This is a genomic window from Embleya sp. NBC_00888, assembly GCF_045207655.1.
In the GTDB taxonomy this organism is placed as follows: Bacteria; Actinomycetota; Actinomycetes; order Streptomycetales; family Streptomycetaceae; genus Embleya.
This window is the reverse complement of sequence record NZ_CP108784.1, coordinates 3628461-3646438: the sequence shown is the minus strand read 5'-3', so window position 1 is coordinate 3646438 and position 17978 is coordinate 3628461. Positions and strand designations below refer to the sequence as shown.

The window sequence follows — 17978 nt, the reverse complement described above, 5'->3', positions numbered from 1 at the left end:
AGACATGACTGCTTGTCATACGAACGGGTCAATGATGGGGATTTGTGGGCGGCGGGCGGGGCGTGTGGCGTGTGCGGCGTGTGCGGCGTGGCGATCGGGGTGGGGCGGGTCGCCGGTGGGTTCGGCGGCGGGGTTGCCGGTGGGGTCGGGACGGGGCCGGTGACGGGCTTGCCGAGAGGCTCGCCTCCGGAGGCGATCAGTCCTTCGGGACGACCACGTCGAAGCGTCCGGCCGCCACCCGGGCGGTCAACCGCTCGCCGGCCGCCACCTCCGCGGGATCGCGCACGGCGTGCCCGTCCGCCCGCTGCAACACCGCGTAGCCGCGCTCCAGGGTGGCCGCGGGGGAGAGCGCGACGACCCGCGCGCGGGTGTGCGCCAGGTCGCTCTCGGCGCGGTCCAGGAGGTGACGCAGGGTGCGCCGGGAGCGGTCCACGAGGGCGGCCACCTCCTCCGCGCGCAGGTCCACCATGCGCTGCGGATCGGCCAGCACCGGACGCGAACGGGCGGCCCGCAACCCCTGGTACTCCCGATCGAGCCGGGCCCGCAGCGCGAGCCGCCCCCGATCGCGCACCTGGTGCACCCGATGCATCTCCTCGCGGATGTCCGGCACGATCCGCTTCGCGGCGTCGGTGGGCGTAGACGCCCGATAGTCGGCCACCAGGTCCAGCAGCGGCGAGTCCGGCTCGTGCCCGATCGCGCTCACCACCGGCGTCGTACAGGCGAAGACGACCCGTACCAACTCCTCGCTGGAGAACGGCAACAGGTCCTCCACACTGCCGCCGCCCCGGGCCACCACGATCAGGTCGACGTCGGGGTCCGCGTCCAAAGCGCGGATCGCCTCGACCACCTGCGACACCGCGCTCACCCCCTGCACCGCGACGTTGCGCACCGCGAACCGCACGGCCGGCCAACGCCGCTTGGCGTTCTCCAACACGTCCCGCTCGGCCGCCGAGGCGCGCCCGCAGACCAGCCCGATGCGATGCGGCAGGAACGGCAGCGCCTGCTTGTGCCGGGGATCGAACAGCCCCTCGGCGGTCAGCGCCCGCTTGAGCTGCTCCAACCGGGCCAACAGCTCGCCGATCCCCACCGGCCGGATCTCCGCGGCCCGCAACGACAACGTCCCACGCGCCCGATACCAGTCCGCCTTCGCGTGCACGACCACCCGCGAGCCCTCGGCCACGATGTCCCCGACCGCGTCGAAGACCTTCCGATAGCAGGTCACCGAGATGGACACATCCTGCTCGGCGTCGCGCAGCGTCATGAACACCACGCCCGCCCCCGGCCGGCGACTGAGCTGCGTGATCTGCCCCTCGACCCACACATCCCCCAGCCGATCGATCCACCCTCCGATCAGCCGAGAGATCTCGGCCACGGGCAGGGGCGCGTCGGCGGAAGTCGTGAGAGCCATCCCCAGAGGCTAACCAACCCACCGCCCGCCCGGAGCGACGCGCGCCGAGGCCGGCGACTCGCACAACGGATCGACACCCGCGTGCGTTTTCAGGGATATGAGAATCGCGATGCCGCCGCGGCTCCGGGCGGTGGCCGGGCCGCCGCGGGCAGCCGCCCGGAGCCAGGGCGGGCAGCCGGCCGTACCCGCCGCCCGCGCCCGCCCGTCGACCGAGCCACGCCTGGCCGCGCTGGACGGGCTGCGCTTCGTCGCCGCCGGGATGGTCGTGCTGTACCACTACGCGGGCTACGCGGGCTACGCGGGCGGTGTGGAGACCGGCGCGTGGGACGGCAAGTCCACCGCGGTGCTGTTCCCGACCTTCTCCGGGTGGGCCGCCTACGGCTGGCTCGGGGTCGAACTGTTCTTCCTGATCAGCGGTTTCGTGATCTGCATGAGCAGTTGGGGGCGCACGCTCGGCGACTTCTTCCGGTCCCGCGTCGTGCGGCTCTACCCGGCCTATTGGGCGGCGATCCTGCTGACCGCGGCGATCCTGTACCTGTGGCCGACGGTGCGGAATCCACCGACCTCGAGCGACCTGCTGACCAACCTGACGATGCTGCACGAGGCGCTGGGTGTCCGGCACGTGGACGGCGTCTACTGGACCCTGTGGGCCGAGCTCCGGTTCTACCTGCTGTTCGCCCTCGTGGTCGGTCCGGGCATCACCTACCGGCGCACGGTGCTGTTCTGCGTGGTGTGGACGGCGGCCGCGGTGACCGTGGCCGGCACCCACGACGAACTGCTCGAAACCGTCGTGCAGCCGAGGTACGCACCGTTCTTCATCGGCGGCGTCGCGCTCCACCTCGTGCGCCGCTTCGGGCCCGACCCGCTGCTGTGGGGGATCGTGGGGATGTCCTGGCTACTGGCCCAGAACGCGATCGTCGCGGAGGTGCCTCGCCAGGTGGACGCCAACCACCCGCACCTGTCCGCGACGTTGTGCGTCGGGATCGTCACGGGCTTCTACGCGGTGATGATCGTGCTCGCGCTGGGCGGACTGGACCGCGTCTCCTGGCGGGGCCTGACCACGCTGGGCGCCGTGACCTATCCGCTCTACCTCCTGCACGAGAACATCGGCTGGACCCTGATCCACGCCCTGTACCGCCCCGACCGCTCCGCCCTCGCCGTCCTGGTCGCGGTCACCCTCACCATGACCGCGGCCGCGTGGCTCCTCCACCACGCCGTCGAACGCCCGCTGGCGAAAACCCTGAACACGTCCCTGGCCAGGGGCCTGACCCGGCTCCGCGACCCGGCCCACCGCCAGGGCCCACCTTGACCCGGACACCGACCCCGGCCACGACCCGCCGTCGGATCGACACCGTCTTCGCCCCTACCCGGGCCCCGATCACAGGAGATCGTGGGCCCGGGTGACCGCGACGAAGAGTTGGATACGGGCGAGTCGACAGCGTCCGGTCGGCAACAGCGCGGTGCGGGTGCGCCCGGGGTGGTCACACGTTGAAGCGGAACTCCACCACGTCGCCGTCCTGCATGATGTAGTCCTTGCCCTCCATGCGGGCCTTGCCCTTGGTACGGGCCTCGGCGCGGCTACCGGTTTCGATCAGGTCGTCGAAGCCGATCACCTCGGCCTTGATGAAGCCGCGCTGGAAGTCGGTGTGGATCACACCGGCCGCCTCGGGGGCGGTGGCGCCCTTGGCGACGGTCCAGGCGCGGGCCTCCTTGGGGCCGGCCGTGAGGTAGGTCTGCAGGCCCAGGGTGTCGAAGCCGACCCGGGCCAGGATGGACAGGCCGGATTCCTCCTGGCCCAGGCTCTGCAGCAGTTCCAGCGCCTCGGCCTCGTCCAGTTCGATCAGCTCGGACTCGATCTTGGCGTCCAGGAAGATCGCCTCGGCCGGCGCGACCAGCTCGCGCAGTTCGTCCTTGAGCTCCTCGTTGACCAGTTCGTCCTCGTCGACGTTGAAGACGTACAGGAAGGGCTTGGCGGTGAGCAGGTGCAGCTCGCGCAGCGGCTCCGGGTCGAGGCCGGCGGCGAAGACCGTGGTGCCCGCCTCCAGCACCTGCTTGGCCTTCTCCACCGCGGCGGCGACCGCGACCTTGTCCTTCTGCAGGCGCGAGTCCTTCTGTAGGCGCGGCAGGACCTTCTCGATCGTCTGCAGGTCGGCCAGGATCAGCTCGGTCTCGATGATCTCCTTGTCGTCGACCGGCGAGATCTTGCCGTCGACGTGCACCACGTCCGGGTCGGTGAAGACCCGGATGACCTGGCAGATCGCGTCCGACTCGCGGATGTTGGCGAGGAACTTGTTGCCCAGGCCCTCACCCTCGGAGGCGCCGCGCACGATGCCCGCGATGTCCACGAAGTCGACCGTGGCCGGGACCTTCTTGGCCGATCCGAAGATCTCCGCCAGCTTGTCCAGACGCGGGTCCGGCACGCCCACCACGCCCACGTTCGGCTCGATGGTCGCGAACGGGTAGTTCGCCGCGAGCACGTCGTTCTTGGTCAGGGCGTTGAAGAGCGTCGACTTGCCGACGTTGGGCAGGCCGACGATTCCGATGGTGAGCGACAACTGGATTCCCTGGCTTCTCGGCGATCGATGTGGCGCGCTGCGGACATACAAGCGCCTTCGGAAAGTGTAGGTGGTGGCCTGTGGCCAGTAGCATCCCTGGTTTCGTACGCCGGCCACTCAACGACGGGGACATCGATGAGCCGCACCTCGAACACCCAGCACAACCGCAGGCAGCTCATGGACGGCGTGCTGTGGGAGTCCAAGCCCATGCGCGTCCTGCTGTTCACCGCGTTCATCCCGATCGCGCTCGGTTTCCTCGACCTGGCCGACCTCGGACTGCCGACCGTCGTGGCCGTGGCCCTCTACGGCGGCCTCAGCCTCTTCGTGCTCCTCGGCTTCGCGCTCTACCAGTACCGCAAGCTCTCGATCGGCCCCAACGGTCTGGTCTTCCACGGCCTGTTCCGCACGCGCGGCCTGCGCTGGGAGGAGATCTCCTCGGTCGAGGTCAAGCTCAAGGCCAACGCGGGTGACGCCCCGTGCTACGCGGTCGTGCGCTGCGCGATGCGGGCCGGCGGCCGCAAGCAGCACACGATCAACTTCCTGGGCAAGGAGATGTTGCCGTACCTGGCCGTGGACCTGCGCTGGTACGCCGCCTCGCGCGCCATCCCGGTCCAGGTCCTCGGCACGGCCGAGGTGGTTCACGCCGTGGACATGGTGGAGAGCGGCGCCCGGGCGTAACCGACGCCACGCCCATCCGACGACCCGGGTGAATTGCTCGGCCCGAACTGCCACCAATCCCGGCCGAGAAAGCGTCCTCCCTGGTGAACCCGAGAAATCGGGGGCAGGAAACAGATCGGTCGAGGACGAGGTGAGCGGCGACCGGGCGGACGTTTCGACACGGGCGGAGTGAGGTTTTTCGTGTTCTTGGACGGTTTTGACCGTGATGCGGCAATACCTTGGGTGGATGGAACAGCGCAGCCGAGCGGGAGCGCGTCCCGTATCGACCCGGAACCCCCGGAAAAGGCCTCCCGTGCCGGCGCCGGGACGAGGTGACGCGGTGCGCCGTCGACCCGGCTCGTCCGCGCAGATTCCACCCGCCTCGACACCCGCCGATCGCGAACCGCCCCGGGAGCGCACCGGCCCTCGGCCCCGCCCTCGTCGCCCCGGCGCCCCCGCGCGGCGGGCGAACGGCGCGCCCGGCGGATACCGCCCGTCCGGCAGCGGCCTGACCGCCGCCGGCGCGGCCGTGTTCGGCTTCGGCGGCACCCTGCTCGGCGGCCTCGTCGACCACCTGGCCACCGATCGACTGGGTTTCGTGTTCGGGTTCGCGTTCCTGGTCGCCTCGGTGTTCGTGGCCTGGAAGGTGCGCGCCCAGGACTGGGTCGCCGCGATCATCACGCCGCCGATCGCGTTCGCCACGACCGTCGTGCTCGTGAGCACCCTGCTGGGCGACGACACGCGGGAGAGCTATCTCTCCCGGGTGGGCCTGGACCTGATCACCGCGCTGTCCTTCAAGGCCGGCCTGCTGTGGGGCGGTACGGCCCTGGCCGCCGTCGTCGTCCTGGTCAAACGCCGCGCCGCCGACCACCCGTAGCGCGAAACCCGCGAGCCCGCGACAGGCGGGGCGGGTCCGCGTACGCCGAAAAGGCACCGGGTGCGCCGAGAGGACCGAGCGCGCGCCGAAAAGCAGACGGGCCCGTCCGATCCCTCGGACCGGCCCGTCACCGACAAGTCACGCACCCCGCGCCCGCCCCCGGCCCGCGCGGCCTCAGGCGTTGCGCAGGTCCCGGCGCAGCTCCTGCGGCAGCGCGAACTGCAGACGCTCCTCCACCGATCGGTGAATGTGCACGTCACCGAAGCCGCGCTCGGCCAGCCACGCGAGCACGCCGTCCACGAGCACCTCGGGCACCGACGCGCCGGAGGTGACGCCGACCGTGCCGACCCCCTCCAGCCACTCGTCCTTCAGCTCTTCCGCGTAGTCGACCAGGTACGACGCCCGGGCGCCCGCCTCCAGCGCGACCTCGACCAACCGCACCGAGTTGGACGAGTTGGTCGAGCCGACCACGATCACCAGCTCCGACTCGGCGGCGATCTGCTTGACCGCGACCTGGCGGTTCTGCGTCGCGTAGCAGATGTCGTCACTCGGCGGGTCGATCAGCAGCGGGAGCCGCTTGCGCAGCTCCTCGACCGTGGCGATGGTCTCGTCCACGGACAGCGTGGTCTGGGACAGCCAGGCCACCTTCGACGGGTCGCGCACCTCGACGTTCGCGACGCCCTCGGGGCCGTCCACCAGGTGGATGTGATCGGGCGCCTCACCGGCGGTGCCGATCACCTCCTCGTGGCCCTCGTGGCCGATCAGGAGGATGTCGTAGCCCTCCTCGGCGAAGCGCACGGCCTCCTTGTGCACCTTGGTCACGAGCGGGCACGTGGCGTCGATCGTGCGCAGCGAACGGGCCGCCGCCTCCTCGTGCACCACGGGAGCCACACCGTGGGCGGAGAAGACGACCGTGGCGCCCTCGGGCACCTCCGCCGTCTCGTCCACGAAGATCGCCCCGCGCTTCTCCAGCGTCTCGACGACGTATTTGTTGTGCACGATCTGCTTGCGCACGTACACCGGCGCACCGTACAGATCGAGGGCCTTCTCGACGGTCTCGACGGCTCGGTCGACGCCCGCGCAGTACCCCCGGGGGGCGGCGAGCAGGACGCGGCTGGTTGACGACATGTGTCCATCGTACGGGCGGCCACGCGTGCTCCACCGGGGCCCGCGCGGCAAAGCGCGCGTAATAGGGTCCTTTGTCGAGGCCGGCCTTCGGTGCGCCGCGCCCCGGACAGGACCAGGTCCACCCACGCCGTCCACGGGAAGACGTCGGATGCCCTTCAGCTCAGCGGAACGGCCCGGAAACGACACGTCGCGTCGATCGGAGTCCGCGAAGCGGCGCCGGGTGAGCTGGGATCTGCTGCGGGTGACGTTCGTGGGGCTGGTGCTGCTGTTCCACGGCACCTATCTGGCCCGGCAGTGGCATCCCGAATTGGCCGCACGTCCGTTCGTCTTTCCGTACCAGTTGGGCGCGAGCCTGCTCCTGGTCATGTCCGGCTACTTCGCGGCGGTCTCGCTGCGCAAGGGCGACGTGGTGCGCTGGTGGGTCGGCCGGATGGCGCGGATGTTGCCGGCGTTCTTCGTCGGCGTGCTCGGCACGTCGCTGTTCCTGCGGCTGTGCGCGCCGCCGGGATGGTACGCGCCGAACCTGCGCGACGTGCTCGCCAATCTGGCCATGCTCTGGAACTGGAAACCGCAGTCGTACACCTATGTGGACGCGGCCTATTGGACGATTCCGCTGCAACTGCTGTGGTTCACCGCGATCTTCGCGCTGTGGCGCTCGCGCCGGGTGCACGGGGACGCGACGGTGCGCACGTTGTGGCTGGTGTTGTGCCTCGAACTGTTCCTGCTGCCGGTCCGGCTGCACCTGCAATCGGAGGCGTTCCGCACGCTCTACGACGGGTTCGGGCTCTACCGCGTGCACCTGTTCATCGCCGGTATCGGGGTGCACCTGTGGTCACGGCATCGCATCCGCGGCCCGCACGCGGTATCCCTGCTCGGCGTGTGCTCGTTCGTGCACCTGTGCCAGACCCGGCACGCGTCCTGGACGGTCGGGCTCGCGCTGGGCATCGCCGCGATCTGCGTCGCGGCGCTGGGGCCGGACTGGGACCGATTCGTGCCCGCGTGGGCGGGTCGCGCGCTCCAGTGGACGGCCGGGATCACCTACGCGATGTACCTGGTGCACCAGTCGATCGGCTACGTGGTGATGCGCCGACTCCAGGACCACGGCGTCGGTGCGCCGGGTCAGCTGCTCGCGTTGGGTGTGCCGGCGGTGCTGCTCGGCTGGCTGCTCACGGTGCTGGTGGAACGTCCCGCGCATCGCGCGATCATGCGCGGCTTCGATCGGTTGCGGCCGAAGCCCTGAGCGGCGGTCCGGCCGAGTGCCGCCGCGGGGGATCCCCGGGCATTCCTCGCACCCTCACAGCGTGTGCTCGGAGAAGAACGCCCACATCAGTTCATTGGCCGAGATCTCCTGGTTGATCCGGCCGAAGCCGCGCACCTCGGTGCCCGCCGCGCCCGGCCAGGTGTGCCCCGCGTCGGACTGCGTGTACAGGATCACCGCCGCGCCGCCCGCGCAGCCGGTATACGCCGTGCGCTCGACGTGCCGGGACACGCGGGTGCGTACCGCCGTGCTCGGGCAGTCGTCGACGGCCGCCCAGCGCCGCGCCGCCTCGGTCACCGAATAGGTCCAGCGCGACGCCCGCCCACCGTCGTAGGGATTGGCCTGGTCGGCCAGGCCGTGGAAGGTCAGCACCGGGACCGGCCGCATCGGTCGGCACGGCGCCGGCCGCGCGCCGTCGGTGCCGTCCGCACGCAGGCCCGCGACCGGTGCCACGGCCGCTATCCGCCGACTCAGCGTGCAGGCCAACAACGAGGTCATCCGCGCGCCGCCGGAGAACCCGGTCGCGTACACCCGCCGGTCGTCCAGGCACAACGAGCGGTCGAGCGCGTCCAGCGTGGCGCCGACGAAGCCGACCTCGTCCCGGCCGCCGACCGCGGCCGGGTGGCCGCCGTACAGCGGCACGCCGGGGATGTTCCAGGCCCGCCCGCCGGTCGTCCCGGGGTAGCTCAGCCCGCCCTCCGGGATCGCCACGACGAAGCCGTAGCGCTCGGCGGACGCACCCAGACCGGTGATCGCCATCTGCGCCGCGCCGGTGCTGTTGCTGCCGTGCAGGTTCAGCACCAGTGGTCGCGGCCGGGCGCCGTCGTAGCTGCGCGGGACGTACGCCTGGACCCGATAGGTCTCGCCGGAGAAGGACACCGGCACGGCCACCCACCCCTGCCGGTCCCGCCCGTCGCACCCGGTGTCCGCGGCGGCGGATCCGGTCGCCGCGGCCGGGCCGTCCTGGCGGGCCGTCAACCGGGCCAGCGCGAACACCGCGAGCACCGCCGCGACCGCGGCGAACACCGCGAGCACCCGGCACACCCGCAGGCCGGTACACCGGAATCCCGCCACAGCCACCCCACCTCGTTCGGTGATCCGGGTCCGGATCCGGTCCGTTTCGCAAACATGTCCCCGAAGACAGACGTTCGCGAACCGTCCAAGGTTGCCTCATACGGCGACCGCTCGGCACGTAGAGTTGTCCGCCATGACCGGGACCCGCATCGTCGTCGGCGCCGCGATCCTCCACCGAGGGCGCGTACTCGCCGCGTGCCGCAGCGCGCCGGCCGAGTTGGCGGGTGGTTGGGAGTTCCCCGGCGGCAAGGTCGAGCCGGGCGAGAGCGAGGCCGCGGCCCTGGTCCGCGAGTGCCACGAGGAGCTCGGCGCGACCGTGCGACCGGTGCGCCGGCTGCCCGGCGCCTGGCCGCTCGCGCGTGGGTATGTGCTGCACGTGTGGCTCGCCGACCTGGTCACGGGCGAGCCCCGGGCACTCCAGGACCACTCGGCGCTGCGCTGGCTCGGCGCCGACGAGGTGTCCGGGCTCGACTGGCTGGCTCCCGATCGCCCGGCCGCGGAACTGGTCGCGAAGGTGCTCGCGAAACCGGTCGCGGCCGAGTCGGAGAAGCGGTCCACAGGCGCCGAAAAGCCGCCGAAAACACCTGCCGGGTCGACTCGGCCGCACCCGGGGGCCGGGCTTGAGAACGTGACCAACCGGGAAAACGGTCCGGAGTAGCAGCGACAAAGGGATCCGCCGTCCATGGAGCAGCGCCGAGAAGCCGATCGGAATCCGGGGGACGCGACCCGGCGATCCACGGCGCCCGGTTCCCTGTTCGATCTCGTCCCGTCGGCCACGTGGGTGCTCGACGCCGAGGGTCGGATCGTGATGTGGAGCGCCGCCGCCGAGCAGTTGTTCGGCTATCGACGCGAGGACATCCTCGGCGCCCGCGCGGTCGACCTGGTGCATCCGCCGTTCACCGCCGCACAGCAGGCCGCCACCGGGCAGGCCGTCGCGGGCGAAGACGTCTTCGCCGGGTCGTACACGATGCGCAGGGGCGACGGCACGCTGTGCACGGTGGAGTCGCGCGCGGCCTTCGCCGAGGACCTGGCCGGGAACCGGTTCGTCCTGATCACCTCGATGGACTCGACGGTGGTGCGCAAGGTCGAGGCCGACCTGGCGATCCGCGAAGCGCTGTTCGACCAGTCGCCGATCGGCGTGGGCATCTTCGACGCCGACCTGCGCTACGTCGCGGTCAACGACGCGCTCGCCGCGATCAACCGGCTGTCCGTCGAGGAACACATCGGGCGCCGGCTCGAGGAGGTCCGTCCCGGGATGGACACCGAGCGGGTGCGCACGATCCAGCAGCGGGTGTTGGAGACCGGCGAGCCCGTGGTCGACTCGCGGATCTTCGGCCCGATCCCCACCGACGGCAGCCCGCGCACCGTGTGGTCGATGTCGTACAACCGGCTGGAGGCGCCCGGCGGCCGGATCCTGGGCATCAGCTGTTCGCTGATCGACGTGACCGAGCGGCACTACGCGATGGTCAAGGTGGACGCCGCGCGCAAGCGGCTCGCGCTGCTGAACGAGGCGGGCACCCGACTCGGCGCCACCCTGGACATCCCCCGGATCGCCGAGGAGCTGACCGCGTCGGTGGTGCCCGGCTTCGCCGATCTGGCCGCGGTGGACCTGCTCGACGCGATCGTGCAGGGCGAGGAGATCCCGCCCGGCGCGCACGCCGAGAAGGCCCGCCTGCAACGCGTGGCCTCACGCGGCGCGCGCCCGGGGCGATACACCGACGAACTGCTCCGCCAGGGCAGCACTTTGGTCTACGCGGCCGACTCGACGTTCGGCCGATGTCTGCGCACGGGCGGCTCGTACCTGATGCGCAACGTGCAGGACGACATGTACGACGAGCTGATCCACGATCCCGGCCGGGCCGAGGCCGCCCGCGCGCTGGGCCTGCACACGATGATCGTGGTGCCGCTCAGCGCTCGGGGCGTGGTGCTCGGCACGCTGCTGCTCGGACGCGGCGAGGGCCGACCCGCGTTCGACCCGGACGACCTCACGCTCGCCACCGAACTGGGCTCGCGCGCGGCCGTTTCGGTGGACAACGCGCGGCTGTACCACCACCAGCGCGAGACCGCGGTGATGCTCCAGCGCAGCCTGTTGCCGCAGAACCTGCCCACGCTGCCGGGCATCGCGGTCGCGCACCGCTATCTGCCGGGCAGTTCGGTGACCGAGGTCGGCGGCGACTGGTACGACGTGATCCCGCTGTCCGGCGGCCGGATCGGCCTCGTGGTCGGCGACGTGATGGGCCACGGCGTGCACGCGGCGGCGGTGATGGGCCAACTGCGCACCGCGGTACGCACGCTCGCGGGCCTGGAGTTGCCGCCGGCCGAGGTGCTCGGGCACCTGGACGACATCGTGGTGGGCCTGGGCGAGCTGCACTACGCGACGTGTGTCTACGTGGTCTACGACCCGGTGGCACGCACCTGCGAGTTCGCCAGCGCGGGGCACATGCCGCCGGTCCTGGTACCGCCGGGCGGCCGGCCGCGTGTGGTCGACAACCCGCCCGGAACGGTGCTGGGCGTGGGCGGCCTCGGCTTCGAACAGGGCGATTTCGCGGTCGAGTCGGGCAGCACCCTGGTGCTGTACACGGACGGCCTGGTGGAGACCCGCGATCGCTCGCTCGACGTCGGCATCGACCTGCTCTGCACCGCCGTATCGGGCCCTCTGGGCACCCTCGAGCAGACCGCGGACAAGGTGGTCGCGGACGTGCACGAGGAGCCGGGATTCGACGACGTCGCCCTGCTCGTGGCCCGCCTGGACGCGCTCGCCGAGGACTCGGTCGCCTCCTGGTGGCTGCCGGCCGAACCCGCGGTGGTCTCCCGCGCCCGCGAACTCAGCCGCAAGACCCTCACCGAGTGGGGCCTGGACGCGCTGGTCGACATCACCGAACTGCTGGTCAGCGAACTCGTCACGAACGCGCTGCGCTACGGCGCGGGCCCGATCCGACTGCGCCTGCTGCGCGGCCGGGCCCTGCTGTGCGAGGTCGCGGACGCCGGCACCACCCTCCCCCGCATGCGCGAGGCCGAGGACACCGACGAGGGCGGCCGCGGCCTCCAACTCGTCAACCAACTCGCCGAACGCTGGGGCAGCCGAAAATCCGGCCACGGCAAAACGGTCTGGTTCGAACTGCCTTTGCCGGAGTAGCCGTTGCCGATCGACGACGTGGACAATCGACACCGCCGGCCGCGCCGGTCGACAACAGACAGTGGCCCCGTCATCGGCGGAACCGTTGTCCGGTTCGTCGATGTGCCGTACGACGGCACGTTGTCCGGGGCGAAATCGAGGAGGACCGCCGGATGGGATCGAGTGCGATCGGGTGCCACTCCTGTGAACAGGAGGCGCTGTTCGCGGAGTTGCCGGCGCGGGAGCGAGTCGCGTTCGACGCGCACTGGCGGGTGGCGCACGCGTTCGACAGCGCGCTCGAAGGGTGGTTGGTGCTGGTCCCTCGGCGGCATGTCGAGTCGATCGCGGAGCTGACCGAGGCCGAGGCACTCACGCTCGGGACCTGGCAGGTCGCCCTCGCGCGGGCGTTGCGCGAGGTGACGGGCTGTACGAAGACCTATGTGGCGCAGTTCGCCGAGCGCGAGGGGTTCGCGCACGTGCACTTCCACATCGTGCCGCGACCGCCCGACCCGGCGGCGGAGCTGCGCGGGCCGCGCGCGTTCGCGATGCTCGGGCGTCCGGAGGGCGAGCGGGTCGCGGCCGAGCGGATGGACGTGTTGGCCGACGCCCTGCGCACGGCCTTGAGTACCGCTTCGAGCACCCCGGCCCCGAGCCGACCGACGATTTCCGGCCGGCCCGCCTGACCGGCGGCCCCGACCCCCGGCCCTCCGGCCGGCGAGCGGCTCCCGACCCGATTCGAGCCGAGAGCCGCCCTCCGTCAGTCCCCGGACCCCCGCCGCCGGATCTTGTTGCCCAGCCACACCAGCGGGTCGTACTTGCGGTCCGCGACCCGCTCCTTCATCGGAATCAGCGCGTTGTCGGTGATGTGGATGTTCTCCGGACACACGTCCGTACAACACTTGGTGATGTTGCACAGGCCCAGGCCGTGCTCCTCCTGGGCGGCCTTCTGCCGGTCCGCGACGTCCAGGGGGTGCATGTCCAGCTCGGCGATCCGCATCAGGAAGCGCGGGCCGGAGAAGGCCGCCTTGTTGTCCTCGAAGTCACGGATGACGTGGCAGGTGTTCTGACACAGGAAGCACTCGATGCACTTGCGGAACTCCTGCGAGCGTTCGACGTCGACCTGCTGCATGCGGTACTCGCCCGGCTCCAGGCCCGGCGGCGGCGTGAACGAGGGCACCCGTCGGGCCTTGGCGTAGTTGAACGACACGTCGGTGACCAGGTCGCGGATCACCGGGAACGTGCGCATCGGGGTGACCGTGACCACCTCCTCCGGCGTGAACGTGCTCATCCGCGTCATGCACAACAACCGGGGCTGGCCGTTGATCTCGGCGCTGCACGAACCGCACTTGCCCGCCTTGCAGTTCCACCGCACCGCGAGGTCCGGCGCCTGGGTGGCCTGCAGGCGATGGATGATGTCGAGGACCACCTCGCCCTCGTTCACCTCGACCTTGAAGTCGCACAGCTCGCCGCCGGCCTCGTCGCCGCGCCAGATCCGAAAGTCCGCCTTGTAGGACATCAGCCGTCCTCCCCGGGAAGTTCCGCGTCGGTCAGGTACTTCTTCAGCTCGTCGCGCTCGAAGAGTTCGAGCAGGTCGGCACGCATCGGTACGGCCTCGCTCCGGGTCAGGGCCACGGACAGGTGCTCCGCGTCCGGGTCGACGATCGAGCACGCGAGCACCACCCGACGCCACTGCGCGGACATCCCGGGGAAGTCGTCGCGGGTGTGCCCGCCCCGGCTCTCCTGGCGCTCCAGCGCCGAGCGCGCCACGCACTCGCAGACCAGCAGCATGTTCCGCAGGTCCAGGGCCAGGTGCCAGCCCGGGTTGTACTGCCGGTGGCCCTCCACGCCCGCCTTGGCCGCGCGCGCCTTGAGCTCCTCCAGGCGGGTCAGCGCCTCGGTCATCTCGCCCTCTTTGCGGATGATGCCGACCAGGTCGTTCATGGTCTGCTGGAGTTCCTGGTGGACCGTGTACGGGTTTTCCGCGCTCTCCACCGCGAACGGCGCGAGTGCCTCGGCGGCGGCCGCGTCGATCTGCTCCTGGGCGGCCTCGCGTCGCGCCTCGCCGATCTCCTCGGCATAGCGCGCCGCGTGCTCGCCCGCCCGCCGGCCGAACACCAGCAGGTCGGACAGCGAGTTCCCGCCGAGCCGATTGCTGCCGTGCATGCCGCCGGCGACCTCACCGGCCGCGTACAGGCCGAGCACGCCCGGCGTCGCGGCGGTGTCCGGATCCACCGCGATCCCGCCCATCACGTAGTGGCAGGTGGGCCCGACCTCCATCGCCTCGGTGGTGATGTCGACGTCGGCCAGCTCCTTGAACTGGTGGTACATCGACGGGAGTTTGCGGCGGATCTCCTCGGTCCCGCCCGCCATTCGGCCGACCACGGTCAGGAACACCCCGCCGTGCGGCGACCCCCGGCCCGCCTTGACCTCGGAGTTGATCGCACGGGCGACCTCGTCCCGGGGCAGCAGCTCGGGCGGGCGCTTGTTGTTCTCCTGGTCGTTGTACCAACGGTCGCCCTCGGCCTCGGACTTGGCGTACTTCTCCTTGAACACGTCCGGGATGTAGTCGAACATGAAGCGCCTGCCCTCGGAGTTGAGCAGCACTCCGCCGTCCCCGCGCACCGACTCGGTGACCAGGATCCCCTTCACCGACGGCGGCCAGACCATGCCGGTCGGGTGGAACTGGACGAACTCCATGTTGATCAGCGGCGCGCCCGCGAGCAACGCGAGGGCCTGCCCGTCCCCCGTGTACTCCCACGAGTTCGAGGTCACCTTGAAGCCCTTGCCGATCCCGCCGGTGGCCAGCACGACGGCCGGCGCGTCGAACACCGTGAAGCGGCCCGACTCGCGCCAGTAGCCGAACGCTCCGGTGATCCGGGTGCCGGCCTCGGAACCCGCGTCCGGGACGGTCAACAGGCGGGTGATCGTGCACTCCTGAAAGACCTTCAGTCGCGCCTCGGGGTCGCCGAACTCGCGCTCGTCCTGCTGTTGCAGGGCGACGATCTGCTGCTGGAGGGTCCGGATCAGCTCCAGACCGGTGCGGTCGCCGACGTGTGCCAGCCGCGGATACTCGTGGCCGCCGAAGTTGCGCTGACTGATCCGACCGTCCGCGGTGCGGTCGAACAGCGCGCCCCAGGACTCCAACTCCCAGACCCGGTCCGGGGCTTCCTTGGCGTGCAGTTCGGCCATCCGCCAGTGGTTGAGGAACTTGCCGCCGCGCATCGTGTCGCGGAAGTGCACCTTCCAACTGTCCTGCGAGTTGACGTTGCCCATCGAGGCGGCGATCCCGCCCTCGGCCATCACGGTATGGGCCTTGCCGAACAGCGACTTGCAGACGACGGCGGTGCGCAGGCCGCGCATCCGGGCCTCGATCGCGGCCCGCAACCCGGCGCCGCCCGCGCCGATCACGACCACGTCGTACGAATGACGTTCCACTTCGGACACGAGTGCCACTCCTGTACTGGGCTGGGCCGGGGTGTTTCCGGTGGTGCTTGGGGTTGGGAGCGTTTACACGGGGGTGAGTCGCCGCTCGAGGCGGGCGACCGGGAACAGGCGCGCTCGAACCGGCGAAGCTTGCGCGAGCGCGCGCTCGGAGCAGGCGCGCTCAGAAGAAGCGGGGGTCGTCGAAGGCGCCGCTCGCGACCAGGTACACGTACAGATCGGCCAGCGCGACGCTGAACAGCGAGGCCCAGGCGAGTTCCATGTGCCGGCCGTTGAGCCTGCTGACGAAGCCCCACAAGCGGTAGCGCACCGGGTGCTTGGAGAAGTGCTTGAGCTTGCCGCCGACGATGTGCCGGCACGAGTGGCAGGACAGCGTGTACGCCCAGATCAGCAACACGTTGGCGAGCAGCACCAGCGTGCCGAGCCCCATGTGCCCCCAGGCGCCGTGCTCGTCGCGGAACGCGATCAGCACGTCCCACGACAGGATCACCGCCACGATCGTGGCGAACCAGAAGAAGTAGCGGTGGATGTTCTGCACGATCAGCGGGAACCGGGTCTCACCCGAGTACGAGCCGCGCGGTTCGGGGACCGCGCACGCCGACGGCGACGCCCAGAAGCCCCGGTAGTAGGCCTTGCGGTAGTAGTAGCAGGTCAGCCGGAAGCCCAGCGGGAAGATCAGGATCAGCAGCGCGGGGGACAGGCCCCACCAGTCGCCGAACAGTGGCGCGTTCGCGCTCATCGGCATGCTGTCGCACTTGGACGCCAGACACGGCGAGTAGAACGGCGACACGTACGGCTCGGCGAAGTAGTCGTCGTTCGCGAACGCGCGCCAGGTCGAATAGACGATGAACGCGGACAGGATGGACACCGTCACCGCAGGCGAGAGCCACCAGCGGTCCGTGCGCAGATGCCGGGCTTGGATCTGTGCCCGGCCGGGCGCGTTGGTGCCGGTACCGCCGGCGGGTCCCGTCGTCCCTGTAGCCAAGACGTCACCTTCCTGTGCGGCGGGGCGGTCGCATGCCACCCACGCCTTCGTCGTCCGCGTCCGCGAAGAGGACCGGGTCGTAAGGCAGGTCGGACATCACTTCGGTCGGCGTCGGGACGGGAACGACCGCCGGTTCGCTCTCGGCGACGGTCTCGGCCAGGAAGCCGAGACTGCTCCGCGCCCGCTCCACGTCGTCGCAGAGCCTGCGGACGCCGTACGTGTCGCCGAGCGTGCGGCGCAGAGCGCGCACCGCGCGTGCCAGATCGTCGAGCCTGCGCCTGGCCAGAGCCAGGTCCTCTTGCGCCCGATTCGTCAAGATCGCGCTCACCTCCTGCTTTTCCGGCGCCACGTCGTCGGGGGCCGGGGGATGGGGATGGTGTTGCGGACTTGCCATTGATTCCCGAGGTGGGATCGTCGGCAGTCTGGCGCGAACGATCAATCGATGGAAAGTGTTTCGAGCATCTGATGGGTCACAGATCGGGAAAACATGATCAACGACGAAAAGATCACCGGAATTCGATCTTCGAGGAACAAGATCGAATTCCGGTGATCAGGACGAACGGGGTTCGAGGATCTCCGCGACGCGCGGGAAAGTCGAGGTTTAACGATCTTCGCGAGGCTTAACGATCCTCGATGCGCATCGTGGCCGCCGGACTGGATTCCACCCGGGTGCGGGTCGCGCCGATTCGCGGCCGGCCGGGAAGAATGCGCTCCGCTTCGGCGAGCGCCTCGCGCGCGGCGACGATGTCGCCCTCGGCGCACACGCACAGCGCGAACGTGCACAACGCGTCGGCGTGCCCGGCGCGCGACGAACGCTTTTCGGTGGCCACCAGGCGTTTGGCGGCCCGTACCGCCTTCGGCGCGTTTCCGTGCAACACCATCAGCAGCGGTTCGTCGTCCTCGGATTCGAGCCGGATGGTCGCGCCGGAGGGATGCAGGTAGGAATCACCGGGTTTGCGCAGTGCCTCCTCGGCGGCGGCCAGGTTGTCCGCGAGCGGCACCGTGCCCATGATCAGCGCCTGCACCATCACCTCGCCGAACAGCGCGCGGGCGGTGTCCCAGGCCGGGTGGCTCGGTCCGATCCGGTCCAGGTAGGCCCGGGCGACGGCCGCCGCGGCGGCGTCGTCGGCGTGCGCCTCGAGCGCCTGGACCCGTGCGAAAGTGCGATAGGGCTCACTTTCGGGCCCCTCGGGAATCAGATCGGCCAATTGTTCGACCATTGCGACATCCCCGTCGCGATACGCCTCGGTGGCCCGCTCGTACAGCAGCCGGGCCCGCCCCGCCGGGGTGCCCTGATCGGACGACGGGGGCGTCCCGCCGGCCCCCATATCGGATGGAACGGGTCCAAAGGTCCCGTCCTGCCGGTCGGCGGCCCGTCGGGACCACCGCTTGCGGATGCGCTCGTTGAAGGACTCGCCAGACTCGCTCACACCTACGGATTCTGCCCTGTGGGGCCTTCGAACGGCGGTCGACGGGCGCC

The 17978-nt window shown here is 70.5% G+C and carries 16 protein-coding genes; 7 read left to right on the top strand and 9 right to left on the bottom strand.

The annotated features are described in order from the left end of the window. Window positions 1-196: 196 nt before the first annotated feature. Window positions 197-1408 carry an exodeoxyribonuclease VII large subunit gene (xseA, locus tag OG948_RS14970; RefSeq protein ID WP_406296936.1) on the bottom strand — a complete coding sequence of 404 codons (1212 nt, stop codon included), beginning with the start codon at window positions 1406-1408 and terminating at the stop codon, window positions 197-199. A gap of 97 nt (window positions 1409-1505) precedes the next feature. On the opposite strand from xseA, the gene OG948_RS14965 reads away from it, so the two are divergent. Next, window positions 1506-2717: an acyltransferase family protein gene (locus tag OG948_RS14965; protein WP_406296935.1), complete on the top strand. Its 1212-nt coding sequence runs from the start codon at window positions 1506-1508 to the stop codon at window positions 2715-2717. Window positions 2718-2889: 172 nt separating this feature from the next. Here OG948_RS14965 and ychF read toward each other — a convergent pair whose 3' ends face one another. Beyond that, entirely contained in the window at window positions 2890-3963 is a 1074-nt protein-coding gene (gene ychF / locus OG948_RS14960; protein ID WP_406296933.1) for a redox-regulated ATPase YchF, read from the bottom strand. Between the two features lie 135 nt (window positions 3964-4098). On the opposite strand from ychF, the gene OG948_RS14955 reads away from it, so the two are divergent. Both OG948_RS14955 and OG948_RS14950 read left to right on the top strand, forming a co-directional pair. Continuing rightward, window positions 4099-4641, top strand: coding sequence for a hypothetical protein (locus tag OG948_RS14955; protein WP_406296932.1), 543 nt, complete (start codon window positions 4099-4101; stop codon window positions 4639-4641). Between the two features lie 319 nt (window positions 4642-4960). After that, window positions 4961-5497, top strand: a complete 537-nt coding sequence (locus tag OG948_RS14950) for a DUF6542 domain-containing protein (protein WP_406296931.1) — start codon at window positions 4961-4963, stop codon at window positions 5495-5497. 174 nt (window positions 5498-5671) lie between these two features. On the opposite strand, the gene OG948_RS14945 is transcribed toward OG948_RS14950, so the two are convergent. Then, the gene (locus tag OG948_RS14945) at window positions 5672-6625 is read right to left on the bottom strand and encodes a 4-hydroxy-3-methylbut-2-enyl diphosphate reductase (protein WP_406296929.1); all 954 of its coding nucleotides are present in this window, start codon (window positions 6623-6625) and stop codon (window positions 5672-5674) included. A 220-nt stretch (window positions 6626-6845) separates the two neighbouring features. Here OG948_RS14945 and OG948_RS14940 point away from each other — a divergent pair, with 220 nt between their 5' ends. Continuing rightward, on the top strand, window positions 6846-7865 hold the full coding sequence (locus OG948_RS14940) for an acyltransferase (RefSeq protein WP_406296928.1): 1020 nt from the start codon (window positions 6846-6848) through the stop codon (window positions 7863-7865). Window positions 7866-7919: 54 nt separating this feature from the next. Here the strand turns inward: OG948_RS14940 and OG948_RS14935 are convergent, their stop codons facing one another. Beyond that, complete coding sequence (locus OG948_RS14935; RefSeq protein ID WP_406296926.1) at window positions 7920-8963, bottom strand: alpha/beta hydrolase family esterase; 1044 nt, start codon at window positions 8961-8963, stop codon at window positions 7920-7922. A 127-nt stretch (window positions 8964-9090) separates the two neighbouring features. On the opposite strand from OG948_RS14935, the gene OG948_RS14930 reads away from it, so the two are divergent. From OG948_RS14930 to OG948_RS14920, 3 genes are all read left to right on the top strand, one after another. Further along, a complete protein-coding gene (locus OG948_RS14930) occupies window positions 9091-9615 on the top strand; it encodes a (deoxy)nucleoside triphosphate pyrophosphohydrolase (protein ID WP_406296924.1) in 525 nt (174 codons plus the stop codon). A gap of 24 nt (window positions 9616-9639) precedes the next feature. Next, window positions 9640-12093 (top strand): SpoIIE family protein phosphatase, encoded by a 2454-nt coding sequence (locus OG948_RS14925; RefSeq protein ID WP_406296923.1) that lies wholly within the window; start codon window positions 9640-9642, stop codon window positions 12091-12093. A gap of 152 nt (window positions 12094-12245) precedes the next feature. Next, window positions 12246-12755, top strand: a complete 510-nt coding sequence (locus OG948_RS14920; protein ID WP_406296921.1) for an HIT family protein — start codon at window positions 12246-12248, stop codon at window positions 12753-12755. 74 nt (window positions 12756-12829) lie between these two features. Here OG948_RS14920 and OG948_RS14915 read toward each other — a convergent pair whose 3' ends face one another. The 5 genes from OG948_RS14915 to OG948_RS14895 form a co-directional block, all read right to left on the bottom strand. Then, complete coding sequence (locus OG948_RS14915) at window positions 12830-13588, bottom strand: succinate dehydrogenase/fumarate reductase iron-sulfur subunit (RefSeq protein ID WP_406296920.1); 759 nt, start codon at window positions 13586-13588, stop codon at window positions 12830-12832. Then, window positions 13588-15516: a fumarate reductase/succinate dehydrogenase flavoprotein subunit gene (locus tag OG948_RS14910; protein WP_406296918.1), complete on the bottom strand. Its 1929-nt coding sequence runs from the start codon at window positions 15514-15516 to the stop codon at window positions 13588-13590. The genes OG948_RS14915 and OG948_RS14910 overlap by 1 nt, the downstream gene beginning before the upstream one ends. A 160-nt stretch (window positions 15517-15676) precedes the next feature. Continuing rightward, window positions 15677-16498: a hypothetical protein gene (locus OG948_RS14905; RefSeq protein WP_395870448.1), complete on the bottom strand. Its 822-nt coding sequence runs from the start codon at window positions 16496-16498 to the stop codon at window positions 15677-15679. Between the two features lie 4 nt (window positions 16499-16502). After that, the gene (locus tag OG948_RS14900; protein ID WP_406296916.1) at window positions 16503-16826 is read right to left on the bottom strand and encodes a hypothetical protein; all 324 of its coding nucleotides are present in this window, start codon (window positions 16824-16826) and stop codon (window positions 16503-16505) included. Between the two features lie 292 nt (window positions 16827-17118). Further along, a complete protein-coding gene (locus tag OG948_RS14895) occupies window positions 17119-17928 on the bottom strand; it encodes a hypothetical protein (RefSeq protein ID WP_406296914.1) in 810 nt (269 codons plus the stop codon). Window positions 17929-17978 lie beyond the last annotated feature (50 nt).